General features: G+C 68.9%; 19 protein-coding genes and 1 tRNA gene. 10 read left to right on the forward strand and 10 right to left on the reverse strand.

The annotated features are described in order from the left end of the window. Positions 1–151: 151 nt before the first annotated feature. Positions 152–766 (reverse strand): TetR/AcrR family transcriptional regulator, encoded by a 615-nt coding sequence (locus tag ACFV2O_RS32395; RefSeq protein WP_043731867.1) that lies wholly within the window; start codon positions 764–766, stop codon positions 152–154. 466 nt (positions 767–1,232) lie between these two features. Between ACFV2O_RS32395 and ACFV2O_RS32400 the strand changes: the two genes are divergently transcribed. The 6 genes from ACFV2O_RS32400 to ACFV2O_RS32425 all read left to right on the forward strand — a co-directional run bounded on the left by ACFV2O_RS32400 (position 1,233) and on the right by ACFV2O_RS32425 (position 5,884). Continuing rightward, positions 1,233–1,303 (forward strand) — tRNA-Gln (locus ACFV2O_RS32400). Between the two features lie 90 nt (positions 1,304–1,393). After that, positions 1,394–2,884 (forward strand): bifunctional UDP-N-acetylglucosamine diphosphorylase/glucosamine-1-phosphate N-acetyltransferase GlmU, encoded by a 1,491-nt coding sequence (glmU, locus tag ACFV2O_RS32405; RefSeq protein ID WP_355074505.1) that lies wholly within the window; start codon positions 1,394–1,396, stop codon positions 2,882–2,884. Between the two features lie 11 nt (positions 2,885–2,895). Further along, on the forward strand, positions 2,896–3,861 hold the full coding sequence (locus tag ACFV2O_RS32410; protein WP_379255422.1) for a ribose-phosphate diphosphokinase: 966 nt from the start codon (positions 2,896–2,898) through the stop codon (positions 3,859–3,861). Positions 3,862–3,955: 94 nt separating this feature from the next. Next, positions 3,956–4,213, forward strand: coding sequence for a hypothetical protein (locus tag ACFV2O_RS32415; RefSeq protein ID WP_379255380.1), 258 nt, complete (start codon positions 3,956–3,958; stop codon positions 4,211–4,213). A gap of 100 nt (positions 4,214–4,313) precedes the next feature. Further along, positions 4,314–5,186, forward strand: a complete 873-nt coding sequence (locus ACFV2O_RS32420) for a hypothetical protein (protein WP_379255381.1) — start codon at positions 4,314–4,316, stop codon at positions 5,184–5,186. Between the two features lie 50 nt (positions 5,187–5,236). After that, positions 5,237–5,884 (forward strand): DUF2461 domain-containing protein, encoded by a 648-nt coding sequence (locus tag ACFV2O_RS32425; RefSeq protein ID WP_364428929.1) that lies wholly within the window; start codon positions 5,237–5,239, stop codon positions 5,882–5,884. 21 nt (positions 5,885–5,905) lie between these two features. Here the strand turns inward: ACFV2O_RS32425 and egtD are convergent, their stop codons facing one another. From egtD to egtA, 4 genes are all read right to left on the reverse strand, one after another. Continuing rightward, positions 5,906–6,877 carry an L-histidine N(alpha)-methyltransferase gene (egtD, locus tag ACFV2O_RS32430; protein ID WP_379255382.1) on the reverse strand — a complete coding sequence of 324 codons (972 nt, stop codon included), beginning with the start codon at positions 6,875–6,877 and terminating at the stop codon, positions 5,906–5,908. A 17-nt stretch (positions 6,878–6,894) separates the two neighbouring features. Next, on the reverse strand, positions 6,895–7,704 hold the full coding sequence (gene egtC / locus ACFV2O_RS32435) for an ergothioneine biosynthesis protein EgtC (RefSeq protein WP_379255383.1): 810 nt from the start codon (positions 7,702–7,704) through the stop codon (positions 6,895–6,897). Positions 7,705–7,791: 87 nt separating this feature from the next. Next, on the reverse strand, positions 7,792–9,138 hold the full coding sequence (egtB, locus tag ACFV2O_RS32440) for an ergothioneine biosynthesis protein EgtB (protein ID WP_379255385.1): 1,347 nt from the start codon (positions 9,136–9,138) through the stop codon (positions 7,792–7,794). A 94-nt stretch (positions 9,139–9,232) separates the two neighbouring features. Beyond that, positions 9,233–10,573 (reverse strand): ergothioneine biosynthesis glutamate--cysteine ligase EgtA, encoded by a 1,341-nt coding sequence (egtA, locus tag ACFV2O_RS32445; RefSeq protein WP_379255387.1) that lies wholly within the window; start codon positions 10,571–10,573, stop codon positions 9,233–9,235. Between the two features lie 177 nt (positions 10,574–10,750). On the opposite strand from egtA, the gene ACFV2O_RS32450 reads away from it, so the two are divergent. Further along, positions 10,751–11,941, forward strand: a complete 1,191-nt coding sequence (locus ACFV2O_RS32450; protein WP_356963870.1) for an aminotransferase class V-fold PLP-dependent enzyme — start codon at positions 10,751–10,753, stop codon at positions 11,939–11,941. Positions 11,942–11,962: 21 nt separating this feature from the next. Here ACFV2O_RS32450 and ACFV2O_RS32455 read toward each other — a convergent pair whose 3' ends face one another. Then, the gene (locus tag ACFV2O_RS32455; protein ID WP_379255389.1) at positions 11,963–12,523 is read right to left on the reverse strand and encodes a TetR/AcrR family transcriptional regulator; all 561 of its coding nucleotides are present in this window, start codon (positions 12,521–12,523) and stop codon (positions 11,963–11,965) included. 105 nt (positions 12,524–12,628) lie between these two features. On the opposite strand from ACFV2O_RS32455, the gene ACFV2O_RS32460 reads away from it, so the two are divergent. Then, positions 12,629–13,300 (forward strand): lysophospholipid acyltransferase family protein, encoded by a 672-nt coding sequence (locus ACFV2O_RS32460; RefSeq protein WP_379255391.1) that lies wholly within the window; start codon positions 12,629–12,631, stop codon positions 13,298–13,300. 99 nt (positions 13,301–13,399) lie between these two features. Further along, positions 13,400–15,052 (forward strand): fatty acyl-AMP ligase, encoded by a 1,653-nt coding sequence (locus ACFV2O_RS32465; RefSeq protein ID WP_355074525.1) that lies wholly within the window; start codon positions 13,400–13,402, stop codon positions 15,050–15,052. Between the two features lie 35 nt (positions 15,053–15,087). Here the strand turns inward: ACFV2O_RS32465 and ACFV2O_RS32470 are convergent, their stop codons facing one another. From ACFV2O_RS32470 to ACFV2O_RS32485, 4 genes are all read right to left on the reverse strand, one after another. Then, positions 15,088–15,555, reverse strand: a complete 468-nt coding sequence (locus ACFV2O_RS32470) for a MarR family winged helix-turn-helix transcriptional regulator (RefSeq protein WP_379255393.1) — start codon at positions 15,553–15,555, stop codon at positions 15,088–15,090. A 183-nt stretch (positions 15,556–15,738) separates the two neighbouring features. After that, positions 15,739–16,485: an alpha/beta fold hydrolase gene (locus ACFV2O_RS32475; protein WP_379255395.1), complete on the reverse strand. Its 747-nt coding sequence runs from the start codon at positions 16,483–16,485 to the stop codon at positions 15,739–15,741. A gap of 405 nt (positions 16,486–16,890) precedes the next feature. Continuing rightward, positions 16,891–17,505: an aminoacyl-tRNA hydrolase gene (gene pth / locus ACFV2O_RS32480; RefSeq protein WP_355074526.1), complete on the reverse strand. Its 615-nt coding sequence runs from the start codon at positions 17,503–17,505 to the stop codon at positions 16,891–16,893. Beyond that, a complete protein-coding gene (locus ACFV2O_RS32485) occupies positions 17,471–18,073 on the reverse strand; it encodes a 50S ribosomal protein L25/general stress protein Ctc (protein ID WP_355074528.1) in 603 nt (200 codons plus the stop codon). The genes pth and ACFV2O_RS32485 overlap by 35 nt, the downstream gene beginning before the upstream one ends. A gap of 302 nt (positions 18,074–18,375) precedes the next feature. Between ACFV2O_RS32485 and ACFV2O_RS32490 the strand changes: the two genes are divergently transcribed. Further along, entirely contained in the window at positions 18,376–20,019 is a 1,644-nt protein-coding gene (locus ACFV2O_RS32490; RefSeq protein WP_379255396.1) for a peptide chain release factor 3, read from the forward strand.

The following is a 20,019-nucleotide window of genomic DNA, read 5'->3' on the forward strand; positions in this document are numbered from 1 at the left end:
TCCTGAAGTAGACCGACATCCCGAAGTTGACCGACTTACCGCCCGAACAGCACCCAAAGGATGGGTGAACCGTACCACCAGGCGCGCGTCCAGCAGCCAATTCGAGCATTCGGCGAGACCCGTCGCGCAATTTGCTGGTTAACAATTCGGGTCACTCACCGGCGCCCGCGCGCCATTCCGAACTCAGCTGCGGATCGGCTTCCAGATGGCTCAGCCCGTTCCAGCACAGGTTCACCAGGTGGGCCGCCACAACCTCTTTCGAGGGTTTGCGCTCGTCCAACCACCAGGTGGCGGCGGTGGCGACCTGACCGACGAGCGCCTGCGCGTAGAGGGTGGACAGACTGGTGTCGAACCCGCGCCGCTCGAAATCTCCGGCCAGAATGTGCGCCACCTGATTCGTCGCTTCGTTGAGCAAACTGGAGTACCTGCCCTCGGCCGCGGCGGCGGGCTGATCTCGCACCAGAATTCGAAACCCGTCGGTCCGTTCTTCGATATAGGTCAGCAGCGCCAGCGCGACCTGTTCGAGCCGGATGCGCGACCGGTTCTGGGTGAGCGAGGAGGTGATCATGTCCAGCAGCATCGACATCTCCCGGTCCACGACGACCGCGTACAACCCCTCTTTGCCGCCGAAGTGTTCGTACACCACGGGTTTGGAGACCTGGGCGCGTTGCGCGATCTCCTCGATGGAGGTCGCGTCGTAACCGCGTTCGGCGAACAGCGCGCGCCCGATCTCGATCAGCTGCTGGCGCCGCTGGGTGCCGGTCATCCGTGGCCGGGACACTCGATGCGACTCACCCGAAGACACCCCTGCTCCTCCGCCCTTCCCGCGTTGTTGCCGGTCGTGAGTGCCTCGACGGTTCTCTTCGAGCCGACGGTCGCATGCCAGGACGGGACCGCGGGCGAGCCCGGCGATCTGCCCTTGTGCGTGCCTGGTCAGCCGTCACATCGGGGCTCCGACGCACGACATCGACATTCGGATACCACTGTCCCAGACCGGTCGGCAGTCCGCTTCTCCGGGGCGAGGGGACGCGGGGCTCCGTTGTGGTCGGTGGCCTATAGCGGTAGCCCGCCCGGGCGCTGCCCGGCCGAGGACAGGAGAGCTCCCGCGCTGGTCCGGCCCGAATACCAGATGCCGCGCGGGGAACAATTCGCGGGGAGGCGGGCGAGTATGCGAGGATTCATCCCGTGCCATGGCACAGCGGCGGGGGTTTCGCCAACCGCCGGTGTGGCAATCCGCCGTGGTGTAATGGCAGCACATCTGATTTTGGTTCAGAGAGTTCAGGTTCGAGTCCTGGCGGCGGAGCTCGAGAGCACGATGACTTATCGTTGGCCCGCACATCGCTGACCAAGCACGACGACGCCCAGCACGAGGACAGGCAGCCGAGGGAGATCCATGCCACAGCAGACCGCCGTCGTCGTTCTCGCAGCCGGTGCCGGGACACGAATGCGGTCGAAGACCCCCAAGGTCCTGCATTCGCTGGCCGGTCGGAGCATGCTCGCGCACGCGCTGCATGCGGCGAACGAGATCGACCCCGCGTACCTCATCACCGTGGTGGGGCACGATCGCGAACAAGTCGGCGCCGCGGTGGCCGCGGTGGCCGACGATCTCGGCCGGGAGATCACCCCGGCGATCCAGGAAGAGCAACTCGGCACGGGCCACGCGGTGCAGTGCGCGCTTGCCGCCCTGCCGGTCGGCTTCACCGGCGACGTGCTGGTCACCTCCGCCGACGTGCCGCTGCTGGACGGGCACACCCTGGCCGCGCTGCTCGATGAGCACCGCAGCTACGCCGAACGCCCCGCGGTCACCGTGCTGACCTTCGTGCCGCCGGACCCGAATGGTTACGGCCGCATCGTCCGCGACGCCGAAGGCCAGCTCGCCGAGATCGTCGAACACGCCGACGCCACCCCGGAACAGGCCGCGATCACCGAGGTCAATTCCGGCGTGTACGCGTTCGACGCCGCGGTGCTGCGCACCATGATCAGCCGCCTGTCCACCGCCAACGCCCAGCACGAGCTGTACCTGACCGACGTGCTGCGCCTGGCCAGGGAGGCCGGACACCCGGTGCACGGCGCACGCCTGGTCGACGCGGCCAAGGTCACCGGCGTCAACGACCGCGTGCAGCTGGCCTCGGCGGCGCGCACGCTCAACCGCTACATCCTGGAACGCCACATGCGCGCGGGCGTCACCATCATGGATCCCGCCTCGACCTGGGTGGACGCCAGCGTGCGCATCAGCAGGGACGCCGTGATCCTGCCCGGTGTGCAACTGCTCGGCAACACCGTCGTCGGCGAGGACGCCGAGGTCGGCCCGGACAGCACGCTCACCGACGTGGTCGTCGGCGACGGGGCGAAGGTGATCCGCACCCACGGCGAGGGGGCCACCATCGGCCCGAAGGCGACCATCGGCCCGTTCGCCTACCTGCGGCCGGGCACCATCGTGGGCGACACGGGCAAGCTCGGCGCGTTCGTCGAGACCAAGAACGCCTCGATCGGCGCGCATTCGAAGGTCCCGCACCTGACCTACGTCGGCGACGCCACCATCGGCGAGCACAGCAACATCGGTGCGTCGAGCGTCTTCGTCAACTACGACGGCGTGACCAAGCACCACACCGTCGTCGGCTCGCACGTGCGCACCGGCAGCGACACCATGTTCGTCGCGCCGGTGACGGTGGGTGACGGAGCCTATACGGCGGCGGGTACTGTACTGCGCAGAAACGTTCCGCCCGGAGCTCTCGCGGTGTCCGGTGGACCGCAGAAGAACATCGAGGGCTGGGTGCAGCGACACCGTCCAGGGACGGACGCGGCGCGCGCGGCGGCGGAAGCCATCGCGGCCAAGGAGATGTCGGGTCAGGCAATAGAGCAAAAGGATGGCAAACAGCAGTGACCGCGTCATGGATGGACAACCAGAAGAACCTGATGCTCTTCTCGGGACGCGCTCATCCTGAGCTGGCCGAGCAGGTCGCCAAGGAGCTCGACGTCCACGTCACGCCGCAGGTGGCACGGGACTTCGCCAACGGCGAGATCTTCGTCCGGTTCGAGGAGTCGGTGCGCGGCTCCGACGCCTTCGTCCTGCAGAGCTTCCCCGCGCCGCTGAACCAGTGGCTGATGGAGCAGCTCATCATGATCGACGCGCTCAAGCGCGGCTCGGCCAAGCGGATCACCGCGGTGCTGCCCTTCTACCCGTACGCCCGCCAGGACAAGAAGCACCGCGGCCGTGAGCCCATCTCGGCCCGTCTGGTCGCCGACCTGCTGAAGACCGCGGGCGCGAACCGGATCATCACCGTCGACCTGCACACCGACCAGATCCAGGGCTTCTTCGACGGCCCGGTCGACCACATGCACGCGCAGGTGCAGCTGGCGGAGTACGTCCGCACCAACTACAGCCTCGAGCACATCACCGTCGTCTCCCCCGACTCCGGCCGCGTGCGCGTCGCCGAGAAGTGGGCCGACTCGCTGGGCGGCTCGCCGCTGGCGTTCATCCACAAGACCCGCGACCCGCTGGTGCCCAACCAGGTCAAGTCCAACCGCGTGGTCGGCGAGGTCGAGGGCCGCACCTGCATCCTGATCGACGACATGATCGACACCGGCGGCACCATCGCGGGCGCGGTCAAGGTGCTGAAGGACGCGGGCGCCGGTGACGTGGTCATCGCCGCGACCCACGGCGTACTGAGCGAGCCCGCCGCCGAGCGCCTCGCCAACTGCGGCGCCAAGGAGGTCGTGGTGACCAACACCCTGCCGCTGTCCGAGGAGAAGAAGTTCCCGCAGCTGACCGTGCTGTCCATCGCGCCGCTGCTGGCCCGCACGATCCGCGAGGTCTTCGAAAACGGCTCCGTGACCGGCCTTTTCAACGGAAACGCATAGAGCTCGTACCGTGAGAACGGCGGCTCGGACTACGGTCCGGGCCGCCGTTCTCGTGTCCGCGTTAGCCGCGGCGATCAATGGGGATACTGAGGGTATGGACCGTGATCCGTTGGAGACCGAGATGGGGGACGACGACCAAGAGGACGAGATCCGCGAGTATCAGCGCAACATCGAGGATCCGCCCGACGAACTGCGCATCCGTTACCACGAGGACGAGGACGACGGCAGGCTCGGCATCGGCGACGAGCTGGACCAGGAGTGGACAGCCCGCGACTCGCGCGCCCAGGACGAGGCGGACGACCGGTCCGCGGAGGTGGCCGCGATCGAGATCGTCGACGACGAGGATCTCTGAACCCGCTCCGTCCCCGACGCGCCTGTAGCAATCGGCTATGACGACGCGCTCACCGTGGTAGGCATAGGTTGCGTGACCGGGACGACACGAGGAGGGTGCGATGAGCACGCCGAAGGATCCGGACCACACCGACGACGAGCAGCGGCCGCCGGAGTCACCGTCATCGAAGCCGACCGGGGAAACTCCCGGTGCCGAGCCTGTCCAGCCATCGACCGGCTCCACCCCTGCGCAGACACCCGGCGAGCGACCCACCGAGCACGATCCGGCCGCCGCGCGACCACCGGAGCATGAGCCGGGCTCGGCCGACCAGTGGTGGCAGTCGGGCGGCCAGCCGCCCGCCGAACCGCTCGGCGGTCAATGGGGGGCCGAGCCCAGCGGTCAGCCCGCCGAACCCCGGCCTTGGGGCGCCAACGGCGGGGGTGAGCAGCAGTCCTGGGGCGCCGAACCCGCCGCGCCGGGGGCTCCCTCGCCGGGTTCCGGGCCACAGCCTCCCGACGAAACGACGCAGCGGTTCACGCCGGACGAGCACACGCAGTACGGGTCGGGCGGGCAACCGCCTTATCCGCCGAGCGGGCAGCCCGGGGACTTTCAGCAGCCGTATCCGCCTCAGCAGCCGTATCCGCCGACCGGGCAGCCGCAGTACCCGCCCGGCGGTGGATATGGCTATCCACCCTCCGGATCGCAGCAGCCGCAGTACGGCTACCCGTCCTATCCGCAGCAGGGGTACGAGCCCTATGCCACCCCGCCGAAGCAGCCGACCAGCCAGGTGTACTCGATCATCGGCTTCGTCTGCGCGATAACCGCGGTGCTGTTCTGCCCGATCTTGTTCGGCCCGGCCGGGATAATCCTGGGCATCATCGGGCGCAACAAGGGCGAATCGCTCGGCAAATGGGCAGCGATCGCTGCGGCCGTCGGGATGGTGATCGGCCTCATCGTGGGGTTCGTCGTGTTCGGCGGAGACATCACGACGTAGATTTTCGGTATGCGTCTATCGGGTGACATCAGCGCGGCGGGTGTGCGGGCATGACCGGATTCGCGGGTTTCCCGCTCGCCGGGCTGGACTTCTACGAAGACCTGGAGGCCGACAACTCCAAGGCGTTCTGGACCGCGCACAAGAAGATCTACGACGAGTCGGTGCTCGCGCCCATGAAGGCCCTGGTGGCCGATCTGGAGCCGGATTTCGGGACCGCCAAGATCTTCCGGCCCTACCGCGACGTCCGGTTCGCCAAGGACAAGTCGCCGTACAAGACCGCGCAGGGCGCCGTGGTGCGCGCCGCGGCGGGGGTCGGCTGGTACGTCCAGATCAACGCCGGGGGTCTGTTCGTCGGTGGCGGTTTCTACCAGGGCTCGTCCGAGCAACTCGCGCAGTTGCGCGCCACCATCGATGACGAGGTGCGCGGACCGGAACTGGTGGCGATCCTCGCGAAACTCACCGACGCGGGCTTCACCATCGGCGGCGAGAAGCTGAAGACCCGACCCAAGGGCTACGACGCCGACCACCCGCGCATCGACCTGCTGCGGCACAAGTCGATCACGTGCGGCCGGGAATTCGGCGCGCCCGCCTGGCTGGACACGCCGCGCACGGCGAAGGAAGTCCGCGCCGCATGGGAGACGATGCGGCCGCTGGTCGAGTGGCTCGGGGCGGTGGTCGGCGGCGCCCCGTCGTGGTGAGCGCCGCCGATCGACACGTGGTCAGCGCCGCCCGGCGAGCAGCAGCGCGAAGCGATCGTCCGGATCGGTCCACACGTGTCCGGTGGCGAAGCCCGCGGCGGCGAGTTCGCCTTCGAGGCCCTCGACGCGGAACTTGGCGGAGATCTCGGTGCGCATCTGTTCGCCGCGGCCGAAGCGCACGGTGAGGTCGAGATCGCCGACCGCGACGGTCATGTCCTCGCTCGCCTCCAGCCGCATCTCGATCCACTCCCGTTCGGCGTCCCAGACCGCGACGTGCCGGAATTTCTCCGGCGCGAAATCGGCGCGCAGGCGAGAGTTCAGCACGTGTAGGACATTCCGGTTGAACTCGGCGGTGACGCCCGCCGCGTCGTCGTAGGCGGGAACGAGTACCGCCGGGTCGGTGACCAGCCCGGCCCCGAGCAGCAGTTGCTCCCCCGGCTCGAGCAAGTCGTGGATCCTGGCGAGGAACTCCGCCCGTTCCGCGGGGACGAGGTTGCCGATGGTGCCGCCGAGGAATGCGATCATCCGGCGTCCGCCGCGGGGGAGGTTGGCCAGCGTGTCGGTGAAGTCGCTGACCACGCCGTGCACGGCGAGCCCAGGGAACTCGACCGCGACCTCGTCGGCGGCCGCCCGCAGCGCTGCCGACGAAACATCTTGCGGTACATACTTCTTCAACGGCCCGCGCGCGCTCAGAGCGGTGAGCAACAGGCGCGTCTTCGCCGCCGATCCGGCGCCGAGTTCGACCAGTACCTCCGCTTGGGCGGCGTCGGCGATCTCGTCGACCACCCGTTCGAGCAGCGCGCGCTCGGTGCGTGTCGGGTAGTACTCGGGCAGCTCGGTGATCCGCTCGAACAGCTCGCTGCCCTTGGCGTCGTAGAACCATTTGGGCGGCAACCATTTCGGGTTCGCGGTCAGGCCCAGCCCGGCGTCCGAGCGGAGCGCGGTGTTCAGGTCGTCTTCGGTCAGGTGGATGTCCAGCGTGACTGCGGTCATGGCACCGGCCTTTCGGGTCAGAGGAGGGGGTCGACGGACAGCGCGCCGGGCCTGGCGCTCACCAGGCTGCGGTCCGGGATCGACTGCCAGCGGGGGTCGTCGTCGAACGGTTCGGAGGACACGAGTGCGAAATCGTCGGTGACCAGCACCGACAACGAGTGGTGGCAGGTGGTCGCCCACAGTTGCGCACCGTCGGAGAGCAGGAGGTTCAGGCGTGCTTCCGGCGCCCGGTCGAGGATCGCGGAGACGAGCAGCCGCAGTGCCGCCGGAGCCGCCGACCACTCGCCGTCCGGTGCGCCGGTCGACAGCAGATCGCACAGCAGCACCCACAGCGTCGCGGCGTCGGTGGCGGATTCGGCCTCCAGCAGCCGCGCCGGAGAGAACAGGTCCTCGGCGCCGAGCCCGGCCGCGACGACCGCGAATTCGGCCGCCACGCCGGTCAGGGTCCGGCGCCAGTCCGGCACCACGCCGTTGTGGCTGAACGCCCAGCGGTCGCGGGTGAACGGCGCGCACGCGGACCGTTCGACCGGCATGCCGACCGTCGCCGAGCGCACCGCCCCGAGCACCGCGGCGGACTCCAGTTGCGGCAGCACCTCGTCCACGGCCGGGTCGGTCCAGATCGGCTCGGCGTTGCGGTAACGGCTGGCGGTGACCGTGTCGTCCGGCGCGACGTTCCACCAGGCGACGCCGAAACCGTCTGCGTTGATGGTGCCGCCGTGACGCATGTCGCGCGGCGCCCACGCCTGGGTGCGCAGCGAATGGGAGCCGAGGGTCAACATGTCGCCCACCCGCACCGGCGGGCCGACGTAACCCAAGTGTCTACACATCCGCACCCGCCGGGGCCGACGTCGCGGGGCGCGGGCCGCTCGCCGCGGGACCGCGGCCGCACCATCGCCCGGCACGACGGGCGGCGCTCACTCCCCTTCTCCGGGCCGCAGATCCCGCGCCAGGCGGAACCCGGCGAAGATCTGGCGACGGATGGGATGGTCCCAGTTGCGGAAGGTGCCGCGGCAGGCCACCGGATCGGTGCCGAAGGAACCGCCGCGCAGCACACGGTAATCACCGCCGAAGAACACCTCGGAGTACTCCCGGTACGGGAACGCCCGGAACCCCGGGTACGCCTCGAAACCCGAAGCGGTCCATTCCCAGACGTCCCCGATCAACTGGTGCACGCCCGCGGGGGACGCGCCGGCCGGATACGCGCCCACCTCGGCGGGTTCCAGATGCCGCTGCCCGAGGTTCGCGGTGGCGACGTCGGGATCGGCTTCGCCCCAGGGGAATCGGCGCGAGGCGCCGGTGGCCGGATCGAACCGGGCCGCCTTCTCCCATTCCGCTTCGGTGGGCAGGCGCTTGCCCGCCCAGTTCGCGTATGCCTCGGCCTCGAACCAGCACACGTGCACGACCGGCTGCCGCGGCCGCAGCGGGGTCATCACGCCGAACACCCGCCGCCACCAATGCCCGGACGGATCACGCTCCCAGAACTGCGGCGCGACCAGGCCCGCCTCGACGCGATGCGCCCAGCCGCGCTCGGACCAGAGTTCGGGGCGTTCGTAGCCGCCGTCGTCGACGAAGGCCAGGTACTGCTCATTGGTGACCGGCGCGGCGTCGATCGCGAAACCGGCCACTCGCACCGGATGGGCGGGGCGCTCGTTGTCCAGCGCCCACGGGTCGGTGGAGGTGCCCATGAGGAATTCCCCGGCGGGGATCACGACTTCCGCGCCGACCGCCGCCGTCGCGGCCGGGGCGTCCGCCGCCGAGAGCACGGCGGCGCCGGTGCGCAACTGGTGGGTGGCCAGCATGGTCTCGTCGTGCTGCTGCTCGTGCTGGGCGATCATGCCGAAGGCGAATCCGTCGTCGATCAGCGGACGGCCGCGCAGATCGCTGCGCTCCAGCACGTCCAACACCTTGTCGCGTACGGTGCCGACATAGTCGCGCGCCTGGGCGGGATCGAGCAACGGCAGCGTGGGCCGGTTCGCGCGGGCGTGTTTGAAGGCGTCGTAGAGTTCGTCGATGTCGGCGCGCACCGGGTCGCGTCCGCCGACATCGCGCACGAGCCAGAGTTCTTCCTGATTGCCGATGTGCGCCAGATCCCAGACCAGCGGGCTCATCAGCCGGGAATGCTGGGCCACGAGTTCGGCTTCGTCGACGCAGTCGGTGAGCGTGTGGGTGCGCAGGCGGGCGCGCGTGAGAACGTCGGCGATCCGGTCCCTGAGCTGTTCGGTGCCGAAGTTGTCGGTCGGGGCGGGTTGGAAAGTGGTCACGAAAAACATCTCCGGGATTCATGGGGGTCGGTGGCGGCGATTCGGCTGGCGGCGGCCCGGTGGGCCTGCGTGGCGCCAGGGCAGCGCGGCTGGTTCACGTGGCGACTCCCGGAAGCCGCGGGCTCGGGGCGTGCTCGATGTCGTCCTCGGTCGGGGTGCGACCGCGGTGACATCGTTCGGCGGCGGACTCGACGGCGCGGGCCGCCTCGTCGGTCGCGGTGTGCTCGGCCGCGAGACGCAGCAGGGCGACCGCGCCCGCCCGGATGTCCGGATCAGCCAATCCGTAGCGGGCGGCATCGACCCAGCGGCCCGCCAGCGGCGCCGCGATCGAGCTCGCCTCAGCGACCACCGACGGGCTGGACATGAGCGCGTCGAACACGTGCACGGGAATGGTCCACGCGTCACCGGGCTGCGCGTCGATGTAGCGGACCTCCAAGTGGCCGGACGCGCGTACCGGCGGGAACAGCGTGGTGAGGTGATAGTCGAGATCGCCGGTGTCGGGGCGGCGGCCCACCTCGTCGTCCAGCGCGCCGGACAGCCAGTCGGCGAAGGTGGCCCCGGGCGGCGCGGACCATCCGTCGGCGTCGCCGCATTCCGCCGCGCCGTCGGGTCGGCGCACGCACAGCAGCGGCACGTCCAGCGCCCATCTGCCGTAGGCGGCCACCGGGTCGGTCCAGTCCAGCACCGGCGGACGGGTGCGCGTGTTGTCCAGCCGCAGCCAGGCCCGCATGCGCTGGGAGGCCCACGCTCCGGGCGGCGCGCCACGCAGGACGGGTGAACAGGCGAAGGCGGCAAGCAAGGCCGGGCCGACGGCATACAGGGCAGTCCACCGCGCGGTGACGTCCGCACGGTCGGCGCCCGCGTCGACGCTGACCTGGGCGGCCGCGGTGTTGCACATCATCAGCTTGCCGAACGGCCCGATGCCGCCGAAGGAGCGCTCCATCGCGCGATAGCGCGGCAGCTGAAGCAAGCGTTTGGGACGGCGGTCCGCGTCGGCGGCGACGGAAACGGGGCGGATGGACCGGGATTCGAGAAGTTCCCGCAACAGGCGGGCATCATCGCGCAGTCGATCACACAGCTGCGCGGCAGCTTCGTAGGGAGCGCTGGAGAGTTCGATCTGACCACCGGGTTCGAGAGTGACCCGGCTGCCCCCCGGCAGCGCGAGCGCCGGCGAATCAGGGGCGATGGACCGTGGTGCGTACGGTCCGAGAGCGTCCGCCAAGGCGGACAGTTGGGGGCGCGGAGCGGCCGAAGGTCCGGACGCCGAACACTCACCCTGCACCGTGAGCCATTCGAGTTCGGCGCCGATCAGTGTGGGTGGTCCGAGCTTGAAGCACACCCCGCCGATATAGGCCTCCGCCGCCGCGCGGGAGGACAGTTCTCCCTGCTCGGTGGCACAACCGGCCGACTCAGGACTCTCGAGCGTGACCGCCATGGCCAACCTCCAGTGGGCGTCGGGACGTTGTCCGCTGTTCTTCGGTTATCGCCATTCGGCCCGGTGGTATTCCACTCACGGGCCGAAATTCGCGTGCGGCGATCCATCCAGCGTAGCCATGCGGACCGACAAGAAACCGACATGAAGCCGAACAATCGACCCGATAAGGTCGGCTCCATGCTGGATGACGCTCGCGTACGAGCCGACACTCCCGGATGCGTGTCCGGGCCGGAACCCGGACCCGTTTTCCTCGACAGCGCCGGCTCGTCGCTACCGCCGCGGGTCGTCACCGACACCGTTGTCGCGCATCTGCTGCGGGAAGCGGAGATCGGAGGTTATCGCGCCGCGAACGAGCGGCTCGACGATCTCGCCGACGTCAAGACCGCGATCGGGGCGTTGATCAACGCCGAACCCGAGAGCATCGCGCTCAGCGACAGCGCCACCCGATCCTGGGCGGACTTCTTCTACTCGGTCCCGCTCGCGGCGGGCGACCGCATCCTGATCTCCGAGGCGGACTACGCCAGCAATGCCATCGCCGCCTTGCAGCGCGCCCGCGCCACGGGCGCCACGGTGGAGCGGATCCCGAGCGACGGCAGCGGGCAGATCGACCTCGACGCGCTCACTGCGCTGGTCGACGAACGGGTCAAGCTGGTTTCGATCCTGCACGCGCCGACCAACGGCGGGTTGGTGAACCCGGCCGCGGAGGCGACCAGGATCGCGCACTCGGTCGGCGCGCTGGTGCTGCTGGACGCCTGTCAGTCCGCCGGGCAGCTGCCCTTGGACGTGGCCGAGCTCGGCGTCGACGCCTTGTCGGCCACCGGACGCAAGTGGCTGCGCGGCCCGCGCGGCACCGGATTCCTGTATCTGCGGCCGGAGTTGGCGCGCTCCATGGAACCAGGACGGCTCGACCTGCACAGCGCGGAATGGACCGGCCCGCACGACTACCGGCTCGCGCCCGACGCAGGCCGTTTCGAGTTCTGGGAGTGCGACGTCGCGGGCCGCCTCGGCCTGGGCGCCGCCGTGCGATATCTGCTCGAACTGGGCCCGGAGAACGTCTACGCCGCGATCGCGGCCCGCGCCGAGCACCTGCGTAAGGCGCTGCCGGAGATTCCCGGCGTCACCGTGCGCGATCTCGGCATCCGGCACAGCGGCATCGTGTCGTTCACCGTCGACGGCGTCGAGTCCGTCGAGGTGCGCGACCGGCTGCTGGCGCAGGACATCACCGTCACGGTCAGCCACGCGGGCTCGACCCTGCTGGACATGACCGGCCGCGGCCTGGCCTCCGTCGTGCGCGCTTCGCCGCACTGCTTCGTCGGTTTCGACGAGCTCGATCGCTTCGTCGCCGCGGTGGCGCAGCTGCGCGCCTGAGCCGCGAGCGCCACGGAACGGTCAGGTCAGGTGCACGGCCAGTGCCCTGGCCACCAGAGCCGCCGCGTCCGCTCCCGGGTCGACCAGGCGCAAGCTTCGATTGGCCTGTGCGGTGGCGATGCCGTGCACATTGGTCCACAGGGCGGTCGCACGGTGGCGCGGGTCGATCGCGCCCGATTCCGCCGCCGCGCCGACCAGCTCGGCGAACCGCGCGAACAGCGGCAGGCTGACCGACCGCAGATTCTCGCCGGAGCCTTCGAGCAGGTCGTGCCGGAACATCAGGGTGAACATCTCCGGCCGCCGCGCGGCGAATTCGATGTACTCGGCGCTCATCCGGGTGAGACGATCGCGCGCGGCCCCGGCGTCCACCGCGGCGAACCGGTCCGCGAGATCGGCGAAACCGCGCGCCGCGATGGCGGCGAGCAGTGCGCGGTGGGTCGGGAAATACCGCCGCGGCGCACCGTGCGAGACGCCCGCGGCCCGGGTGATGACCCGCAATCCCAGTCCCGCGGCGCCGACCTCTTCGAGCAGGTCGACACCGGCGTCGACCAGTCGATCTCGTAGCGACTCGCTCTCGGCCATGCGGACATTGTCTACGCCTGTCGCCGTGTGACCGCACACCGGGTGTAGACAGTGTCTACGCGATCGGGTAGACAATGTCTACGCTCAATATCCCGGGAGGTTTACGTGTGGTACCCGCTGTTCAAGTACGTCCTGCTCGGTCCGCTGCTGCGGCTGCTGGGCAGGCCGACGGTCGAAGGACTGGACAACATTCCGCGAACCGGACCGGTGATCATCGCGGCCAATCATCTCGCGATGATCGACTCCCTCTACCTCGCACTGGTCGTGCCACGGCGCGTGACGTTCCTGGCGAAGCAGGAGTACTTCACCGGAAAAGGCGTGCGCGGCCGGATCAACCGCTGGTTCTACTCGGTCTCCGGACAGGTGCCGGTCGATCGGACCGGCGGTGACGCGGCCGCCGCGGCGCTGGCCGCCGCCACCCGCATCCTGACGGACGGCGGGGTCTGGGCGATCCATCCCGAAGGCACCCGTTCCCCCGACGGCCGGATCTATCGCGGACGCACCGGCACCTTGCGGGTCGCCATGGCCACCGGCGCGCCGGTCGTTCCCGTGACCCTCTCCGGCACCGATCGGGTGAACCCGCGCGGCAGCCGTCTGCTGCGTTTCGGCAAGGTGCGTATCGCGTTCGGCGCGCCGCGTCGCTATCCGCCCGCCGAGCAGCGCCGGACGGTGCGCGCCGCGACCGACGAGTTGATGCGCGAACTGGCCGCCCGCTCCGGCCGGTGCTACGTCGATCGTTACGCCGCAACCTTTCCGGCCGCTGTTTCGCGCCCCTGACCTGCGCCCCTGGAAATGGGGTTAACGCTGGGCCACTATGGCGTGATAGTCGGGGGAGGCCGGTTCCCGGCAACGGTTGGTGATGGAGGAGTTGGGACTTTGAGCAGATTCACCGACGAGATGTATGCGACCGCACAGACCTCCGAGCGCGGCCTGGTGACCGGCGAGCCCGGCGCCCCGCTGCGGCGCACGTGGTCGGAGATCCACCGGCTCGCCCGGCGCATGGCGGGCGGGCTGGCCGAAGCCGGTATCGGGCACGGTGACGCGGTCGGCGTGCTCGCGGGCATGCCGGTCGACATCGCCCCGGCTTGCCAGGCCATCTGGATGCGCGGCGCGTCGATCACCATGCTGCACCAGCCGACTCCGCGCACCGATCTGGTGGTCTGGGCGCGCGACACCGAAACCGTGCTGACCATGATCCGGGCGCGCGCGGTCGTGCTCGGCGCGCCGTTCGAGGCGGCCGAGCCGCTGTTGCGCGAACGCGGCATCACCGTCGTGCGCATCGACCAGCTGCCCGGCGGCCCCGACATCGATCCGGTGCCCACCGCCGAGGGCGATATCGCGTTGCAGCAGTTGACTTCCGGCTCGACCGGCTCGCCCAAGGCGGTGCGGATCACGCACGAGAATTTCTTCGTCAACGCCTACGCCATGTTCGACCGGGTGAAATTCCAGCTCGCCGACGATGTGATGGTCAGCTGGCTGCCACTGTTCCACGACATGGGCATGGTCGGATTCCTCAGTGTCCCTATGCAATTCGGTGCCGAAGTGGTGTGCGTGACGCCGCTGGACTTCCTCACCAAGCCGCTGCTGTGGGCCGAGCTGATCAGCAAGTACCGTGGAACTGTCACCGCCGCACCGAATTTCGCGTATTCGCTGCTCGCCCGGCGGCTGCGGCAGGCCGACGAAGGCGCGTTCGACCTCAGCAGCGTGCGGTACATGTGGAACGGGGCCGAACCGGTGGACCCGGACACCATGGAGGCGCTGGCCGCGGCCGGAAAACGCTTCGGCCTCAACCCGATGGCGCTCACCCCGGTCTACGGCATGGCCGAGACCACGCTCGCCGTGTCGATCCCCGACCCCGGGCACGGACAGGTGCTCGACGTGATCGACGCCGACCTGCTCGAGGCGATCGGCAAGGCGGTGCCCGTGCCGGTGGAGCACGGCCAACCGGCCAACATCCGGCGATTGCCCACCCTCGGCTATCTGGTCGACAACCTGGAGGGCCGGATCGTCGACAGCGAACGTCAACCGTTGCCCGCCCGCTCGGTGGGCGTGATCGAATTGCGCGGTCCCGCGGTCACTTCCGGCTATGTGACGGTGGACGGATTCCAATCGGCCCGGGACGACGAGGGCTGGCTGGACACCGGCGACATCGGCTACTTCACCGACGAGGGACTGATCGTGGTGTGCGGCCGGATCAAAGACGTCATCATCATGGGCGGCCGCAACATCTACCCCACCGACATCGAGCGCGCGGCGGCCAGGGTGGCAGGCGTCCGGCCGGGCAACGCGGTGGCGGTGCGCCTGGACGCGGGCCAGAAGCGGGAGAGTTTCGCCGTGGTGGTGGAGAGCGGCAGCCACCAGGATCCCGACGAGGTCAAGCGCATCGAGCGCGAGATCGTGCACTCGGTGTTCGCGGAGGTCGGCGCGCGGCCACGCACCGTCACCGTGCTCGGTCCCGGCGCACTACCGAAGACCTCTTCCGGCAAACTGCGCAGGGCCGCGACCGCCATGCATCTGCCGCGCGGCTGAATACGTCCGGAGGGACGGTCACATCGAACGGCTTTTCAGCGGTTGCCCCGCCGATCGGCACGACGTCCGACGGCTTGGACCGCCGGGAAACGCTCGGCGAAACCGCGCAGTAGCTCGAGTGCGCCGGTCATGGGTTTCCCGACCGTGAGCTCGTCTATTGTTCGGTACAACCGCTCTTCGACCTCGGCGACACGGGAGGAGAGCCGCTCTCCGGCAGGCGTCAGCGAGAGCGTGACTCGCCGACGATCGTCCGTCGCGGATTCTCGCTCGATGAGGTCCATGGCGACGAGGCGATCGACCAGCCTGCTGGGACTTCCACCGGTCTCGCAGACCAGAAGTTCCCCGAGTCCGGCCAGAGTCAGGGGTTGATGGTCGGCCAGCACCCGCAGAACCTCGGCCTGAGAGGGAGTCAGCCCCAACGGCCGGAGTTCGGCCGCGAGCATTCGATTACCTTCCCGCTGGACAGCCAATACGAGGTAGCGCAACTCTTCGGCCTGCCGCATCGAAAGGCCTCCTCACCACGTGACTCGATGTATTGATGCCGTGTAATCGGATCACACGGCACTCACCGCCTGAGACCGGCCCCTCGCGACGGCGGACAGCGGCCGAGCCACGAACACCCTCCCTCAGCGACAGTCCGGGTAGTACCGCGGCTGCGGCACTACCCGGCGCCGGATCCTTCCGACTCATGCGGGTGTGAAACTCGGCCGGGTCAGGCCGACCTCCTGGAGGAACTTCTCGACTGTCTGCGCGTAGGTTCGCGGATGAGAGAAGCGGAACATGTGTCCGGTGCGGTCCAAGACGACCTCGCGGGCGTCCGGGATTCCTTCGCGCAGAACTGTCGCGGCTTCCGGACCGATCAGCACGTCGTGCGAAGGAGTCAAAATCAGCGTCGGCACCTGGACCCGACCGAGACCAGCGGTGTAGTCGGCGTTCAGTGCGGCGACCGCGCGGGCGCCGAACGAGGCCGCGGGCGTGTTCTCCAGGAAGAACTGGCGACTATCGCTTTTACTCCAGGGGATCTGGCCTTCGTTGTCATGCGGCGAGGCCAGATTGTGAGCGTGGGCGCGAAGCGCCACCTCCCGATAGAGAGGGCCGCGCATCTTCCCCATCACACGCATGGCCGCCTTGAGCACCGGCGAGGAAATGGGATTGGCCGCGAATCCACCGGACAGGACCAGACCCCGCAGGCCCCGGGGTCGGCGCACCGCGAGCGCCAAGGCGACATTCGCCCCGAATGAGTCGCCGACCAGCACGTACTCATCCAGATCCGCCACTTCGGCGGCGACCGCGTCGGCATAGGTTTCCATGTCCGCCACGGCCTCGGGCAGTCGCATCGTGCGCATGGGCCGGTCGGCCAGCGGGACGAGCTGTTCGAGCTCCCACGGTGCGCCGGAGAAGCAAGGAACGAAAACAAGCGTTGGGTTACTCATGCCATTAGATTACACGACATACATGTCGTGTAATCTACTATGTGCGCAGCGTCACACCCCATGCGTCCAATGCGATTTAATGTCGCATAATTTAATGACATGACATGCATTAGCGGATACATGTCTCCCGATCGAATGCGGTGGACGCCATGGGTGCGATCGACGCGTTCGCGATCCCTGGTAGAGCCGGAAGGTCCGCGCAGCCGCACTCGCGGTCACCGAAGCCGCCGTCATATCGGCGTCCCGAACAGTGGATTTATCGCGAAGTATTAGCGGCCTTCGTCGCCGAGGTCGGCAAGGAAGCCCGCGAGCCGGGGACGTCGGAGGACGACCGCGCCCCTGCCGTGATGATGCGGCCGAGTTCTGGCGAAGACCGACCCGTTCTGGGCGGACAGCGCTTGCGGCTCAGTGCAATTGGTTCTGCGCGGTCTCCAGCCCGACGCGCAGCAGCAGTTCCACCGCGTCGGCGGCCTGCTCGATGATCACCGGGACCTCTTTGCGCTCCGGCGTGGAGAACGGCTTCAACACGTAATCGGCCGGGTCCTGGCGGCCCGGCGGACGGCCGATGCCGATGCGGGTGCGCAAGTAGTCCTTGGTGGTCAGGGCGCTGGAGACGGAACGAAGACCGTTGTGCCCGCCCTCACCGCCGCCGCGCTTGAGCCGGATGGAGCCGAACGGCAGGTCGAGTTCGTCGTGCACGACGATCACCTCGGTCGGCGGCACGGAGAAGAATTTCGCCAGCGCGGCCACCGGCCTGCCGGACAGGTTCATGAACGAACGCGGCTTGGCGATCAGCACCTGGCGCCCGTCCAGCCGCGCCTGCAGCAGGTCGGCGCCGGATTTCTTGTGCACACCGAAACGGCCGCCGACGCGCTCGGCGAGCACGTCGGCGACCAGGAAACCGACATTGTGCCGGGTGCGCTCGTATTCGGGACCTGGGTTGCCCAGTCCGACGACGAGCGCGGGCCCGGCGGACGATTCGGTACTACTCAGCGCTCTCGCCCTCGGCCTCGCCCGCACCCTCGCCCTCGACGGGCTCGGCGGCCGGGGCGGCGATGACGTTGACGATCAGGGTCTCGGCATCGGCGGCCAGGTCGACGCCCTCGGGCAGCTGCAGCTCGCCCGCGGTGATCTGGGTGCCGGCCTCGACGCCCTCGACGGAGACCTCGATGGCCTCGGGCAGCTTCAGCGCGTCGGCCTCGACGGAGACGGTGGTGGCTTCCTGGGTGACCAGGGTGCCGGGGGCGGCGTCGCCGGTGACGGTGACGTTCACGTCGGCGGTGACCTTCTCGCCGCGCTTGATGATCAGCAGGTCCGCGTGCTCGATGTAGCGGCGGATCGGGTGCACCACGACGGACTTGGTCAGCGCGAGCTGCTTCTTGCCGTCGATGACGAGGTTCAGCACCGCGTTGGTGCCGTGCTCACGCAGGATGGCGGCGAAGGCCTGGGCGTTCACCGACAGATGCTGCGGGTCGGCCTGGTGGCCGTACAGTACGGCCGGGACGTTGCCCGCACGACGGGTGCGGCGCGCTGCGCCCTTACCGAACTCGGTGCGTACGGATGCTTCGAGAAGGTTGACGTCGGACATGACTGGATCTACTCCTACGGCTCTTCCGGGCTGTCAGTTACACGTCAGGGGTGCTGCACACCTGACGGATGGTCTATTCGTCGGGGCGAAGACCGAACAGGGACGGCCGGAAGCCGCGCCGCGTCGATCACGGTGTCGCAAAACTGGTCTGCGGTCACCCTCGCCGAGACAACCCGAACACCATACCCCAGTGCAGAGGCGCTCTTTGAATCGGGTGGTCACCGGCGGTTCGGCCCGCGCTCGAGCGAGTCGCGTACGCTGGCGGGGTTGCCGATCGGTCGTCTGCGAAAGGTTGTCTTGCGTTGAGCGCCTCCCCTGAGGGCGTTGTCGCGCCCGCACCCCGTGGGTTATCCGCCGAGGTAGCCCGCCGGCGCACGTTCGCGGTGATCTCCCATCCCGACGCGGGCAAGTCCACGCTCACCGAGGCGCTGGCCCTGCACGCCAGGATGATCTCCGAGGCGGGCGCGATCCACGGTAAGGCCGGGCGCAAGTCGACCGTCTCGGACTGGATGGAGATGGAGAAGGCGCGCGGCATCTCGGTCAGCTCGACCGCGCTGCAGTTCAACTACCGGGCCAGGGACTCCGATGTGGACAGCGTCATCAACCTGGTCGACACCCCCGGCCACTCCGATTTCTCCGAGGACACCTACCGGGTGCTCACCGCTGTCGACGCCGCGGTGATGCTGATCGACGCGGCCAAGGGCTTGGAGCCGCAGACGCTGAAACTGTTCCAGGTCTGCCGCCACCGTGGCATCCCGGTGATCACCGTGATCAACAAGTGGGACCGGCCGGGGCGGGCGCCGCTGGAACTGCTCGACGAGATCAACGAGCGGATCGGACTCACCCCCACCCCGCTGTTCCTTCCGGTCGGCATCGCGGGGGACTTCCGCGGCCTGCTGCGCCGCGGCCCGGACGGCGTCCCGCTCGAATACATCCACTTCACGCGCACGGCGGGTGGCGCGACCATCGCGCCCGAGGAGTCGATCACCCCGGAGGCCGCGGAGGCGCGCGAAGGCGAGCCGTGGAGCACCGCCGCGGAGGAGAGCGAACTGCTCTCGGCCACCGGCCAGGACCACGACCAGGAACTGTTCCTCGCCGGGCAGACCTCGCCGGTCATCTACGCCTCGGCGATGTTGAACTTCGGCGTGCGGCAACTGCTGGAGACCTTGGTCGCGCTCGCGCCTGCGCCTGGTTCGCGTCGTGACGTCGACGGCAAGCCGCGCGAGACCGGCGACCCGTTCAGCGCGGTGGTGTTCAAGGTGCAGGCGGGCATGGACGCCGCCCACCGCGATCGCCTCGCGTTCATGCGGATCGTATCCGGCGAATTCGAACGCGGCATGGTGGTCACCCACGCGCAGACCGGTCGGCCGTTCGCCACCAAGTACGCGCTGACCGTGTTCGGCCGCGAGCGCGCCACCGTCGACACCGCGTACCCGGGTGACGTCGTCGGCCTGGTCAACGCGACGGCGCTGGCACCGGGGCACACGCTGTTCGTGGACAAGAAGGTGGAGTTCCCGCCGATCCCCTCGTTCGCACCGGAACATTTCGCGGTGCTGCGGGCGCGCAGCGCGGGCAAATACAAGCAGTTCCGCAAGGCCGTGGACCAGCTCGATTCCGAGGGCGTCGTGCAGGTGCTGCGCAACGACATCCGCGGCGACGCGTCTCCCGTGCTGGCCGCGGTCGGCCCGATGCAGTTCGAAGTGGTGACCGCGCGCATGCTCGCGGAGTTCAACGTCGAGACGACGATGGAACACCTCGCCTACACGCTGGCCCGGCGCACCGACGCCGCGTCGGCGGACGAACTCGGGCGGCAGCGCGGGGTGGAGGTGTTCACCCGCTCAGACGGTGCGCTGCTCGCGTTGTTCAGCGACAAGTGGCGGCTGCAATACATCGAGAAGGAGCACCCGGCGCTCACCCTGGAGCCCCTGGTCGCTACGGCCGACTGA

It is taken from the genome of Nocardia sp. NPDC059691, from assembly GCF_042733915.1.
GTDB classification, from domain to species: Bacteria; Actinomycetota; Actinomycetes; order Mycobacteriales; family Mycobacteriaceae; genus Nocardia; species Nocardia sichangensis.

Excerpts from the sequence above, each read along its gene's own strand:
- ACFV2O_RS32415 (WP_379255380.1), top strand. The coding sequence starts at position 3,956 with ATGGACCGTGATCCGTTGGAGACCGAGATGGGGGACGACGACCAAGAG.
- ACFV2O_RS32395 (WP_043731867.1), bottom strand. The coding sequence starts at position 766 with ATGACCGGCACCCAGCGGCGCCAGCAGCTGATCGAGATCGGGCGCGCG.
- glmU (WP_355074505.1), top strand. The coding sequence starts at position 1,394 with ATGCCACAGCAGACCGCCGTCGTCGTTCTCGCAGCCGGTGCCGGGACA.
- ACFV2O_RS32450 (WP_356963870.1), top strand. The coding sequence starts at position 10,751 with ATGCTGGATGACGCTCGCGTACGAGCCGACACTCCCGGATGCGTGTCC.
- ACFV2O_RS32475 (WP_379255395.1), bottom strand. The coding sequence starts at position 16,485 with ATGAGTAACCCAACGCTTGTTTTCGTTCCTTGCTTCTCCGGCGCACCG.
- egtC (WP_379255383.1), bottom strand. The coding sequence starts at position 7,704 with ATGTGTAGACACTTGGGTTACGTCGGCCCGCCGGTGCGGGTGGGCGAC.
- ACFV2O_RS32470 (WP_379255393.1), bottom strand. The coding sequence starts at position 15,555 with ATGCGGCAGGCCGAAGAGTTGCGCTACCTCGTATTGGCTGTCCAGCGG.
- ACFV2O_RS32485 (WP_355074528.1), bottom strand. The coding sequence starts at position 18,073 with ATGTCCGACGTCAACCTTCTCGAAGCATCCGTACGCACCGAGTTCGGT.
- egtA (WP_379255387.1), bottom strand. The coding sequence starts at position 10,573 with ATGGCGGTCACGCTCGAGAGTCCTGAGTCGGCCGGTTGTGCCACCGAG.
- ACFV2O_RS32420 (WP_379255381.1), top strand. The coding sequence starts at position 4,314 with ATGAGCACGCCGAAGGATCCGGACCACACCGACGACGAGCAGCGGCCG.
- ACFV2O_RS32410 (WP_379255422.1), top strand. The coding sequence starts at position 2,896 with ATGGACAACCAGAAGAACCTGATGCTCTTCTCGGGACGCGCTCATCCT.
- ACFV2O_RS32455 (WP_379255389.1), bottom strand. The coding sequence starts at position 12,523 with ATGGCCGAGAGCGAGTCGCTACGAGATCGACTGGTCGACGCCGGTGTC.
- ACFV2O_RS32425 (WP_364428929.1), top strand. The coding sequence starts at position 5,237 with ATGACCGGATTCGCGGGTTTCCCGCTCGCCGGGCTGGACTTCTACGAA.
- egtD (WP_379255382.1), bottom strand. The coding sequence starts at position 6,877 with ATGACCGCAGTCACGCTGGACATCCACCTGACCGAAGACGACCTGAAC.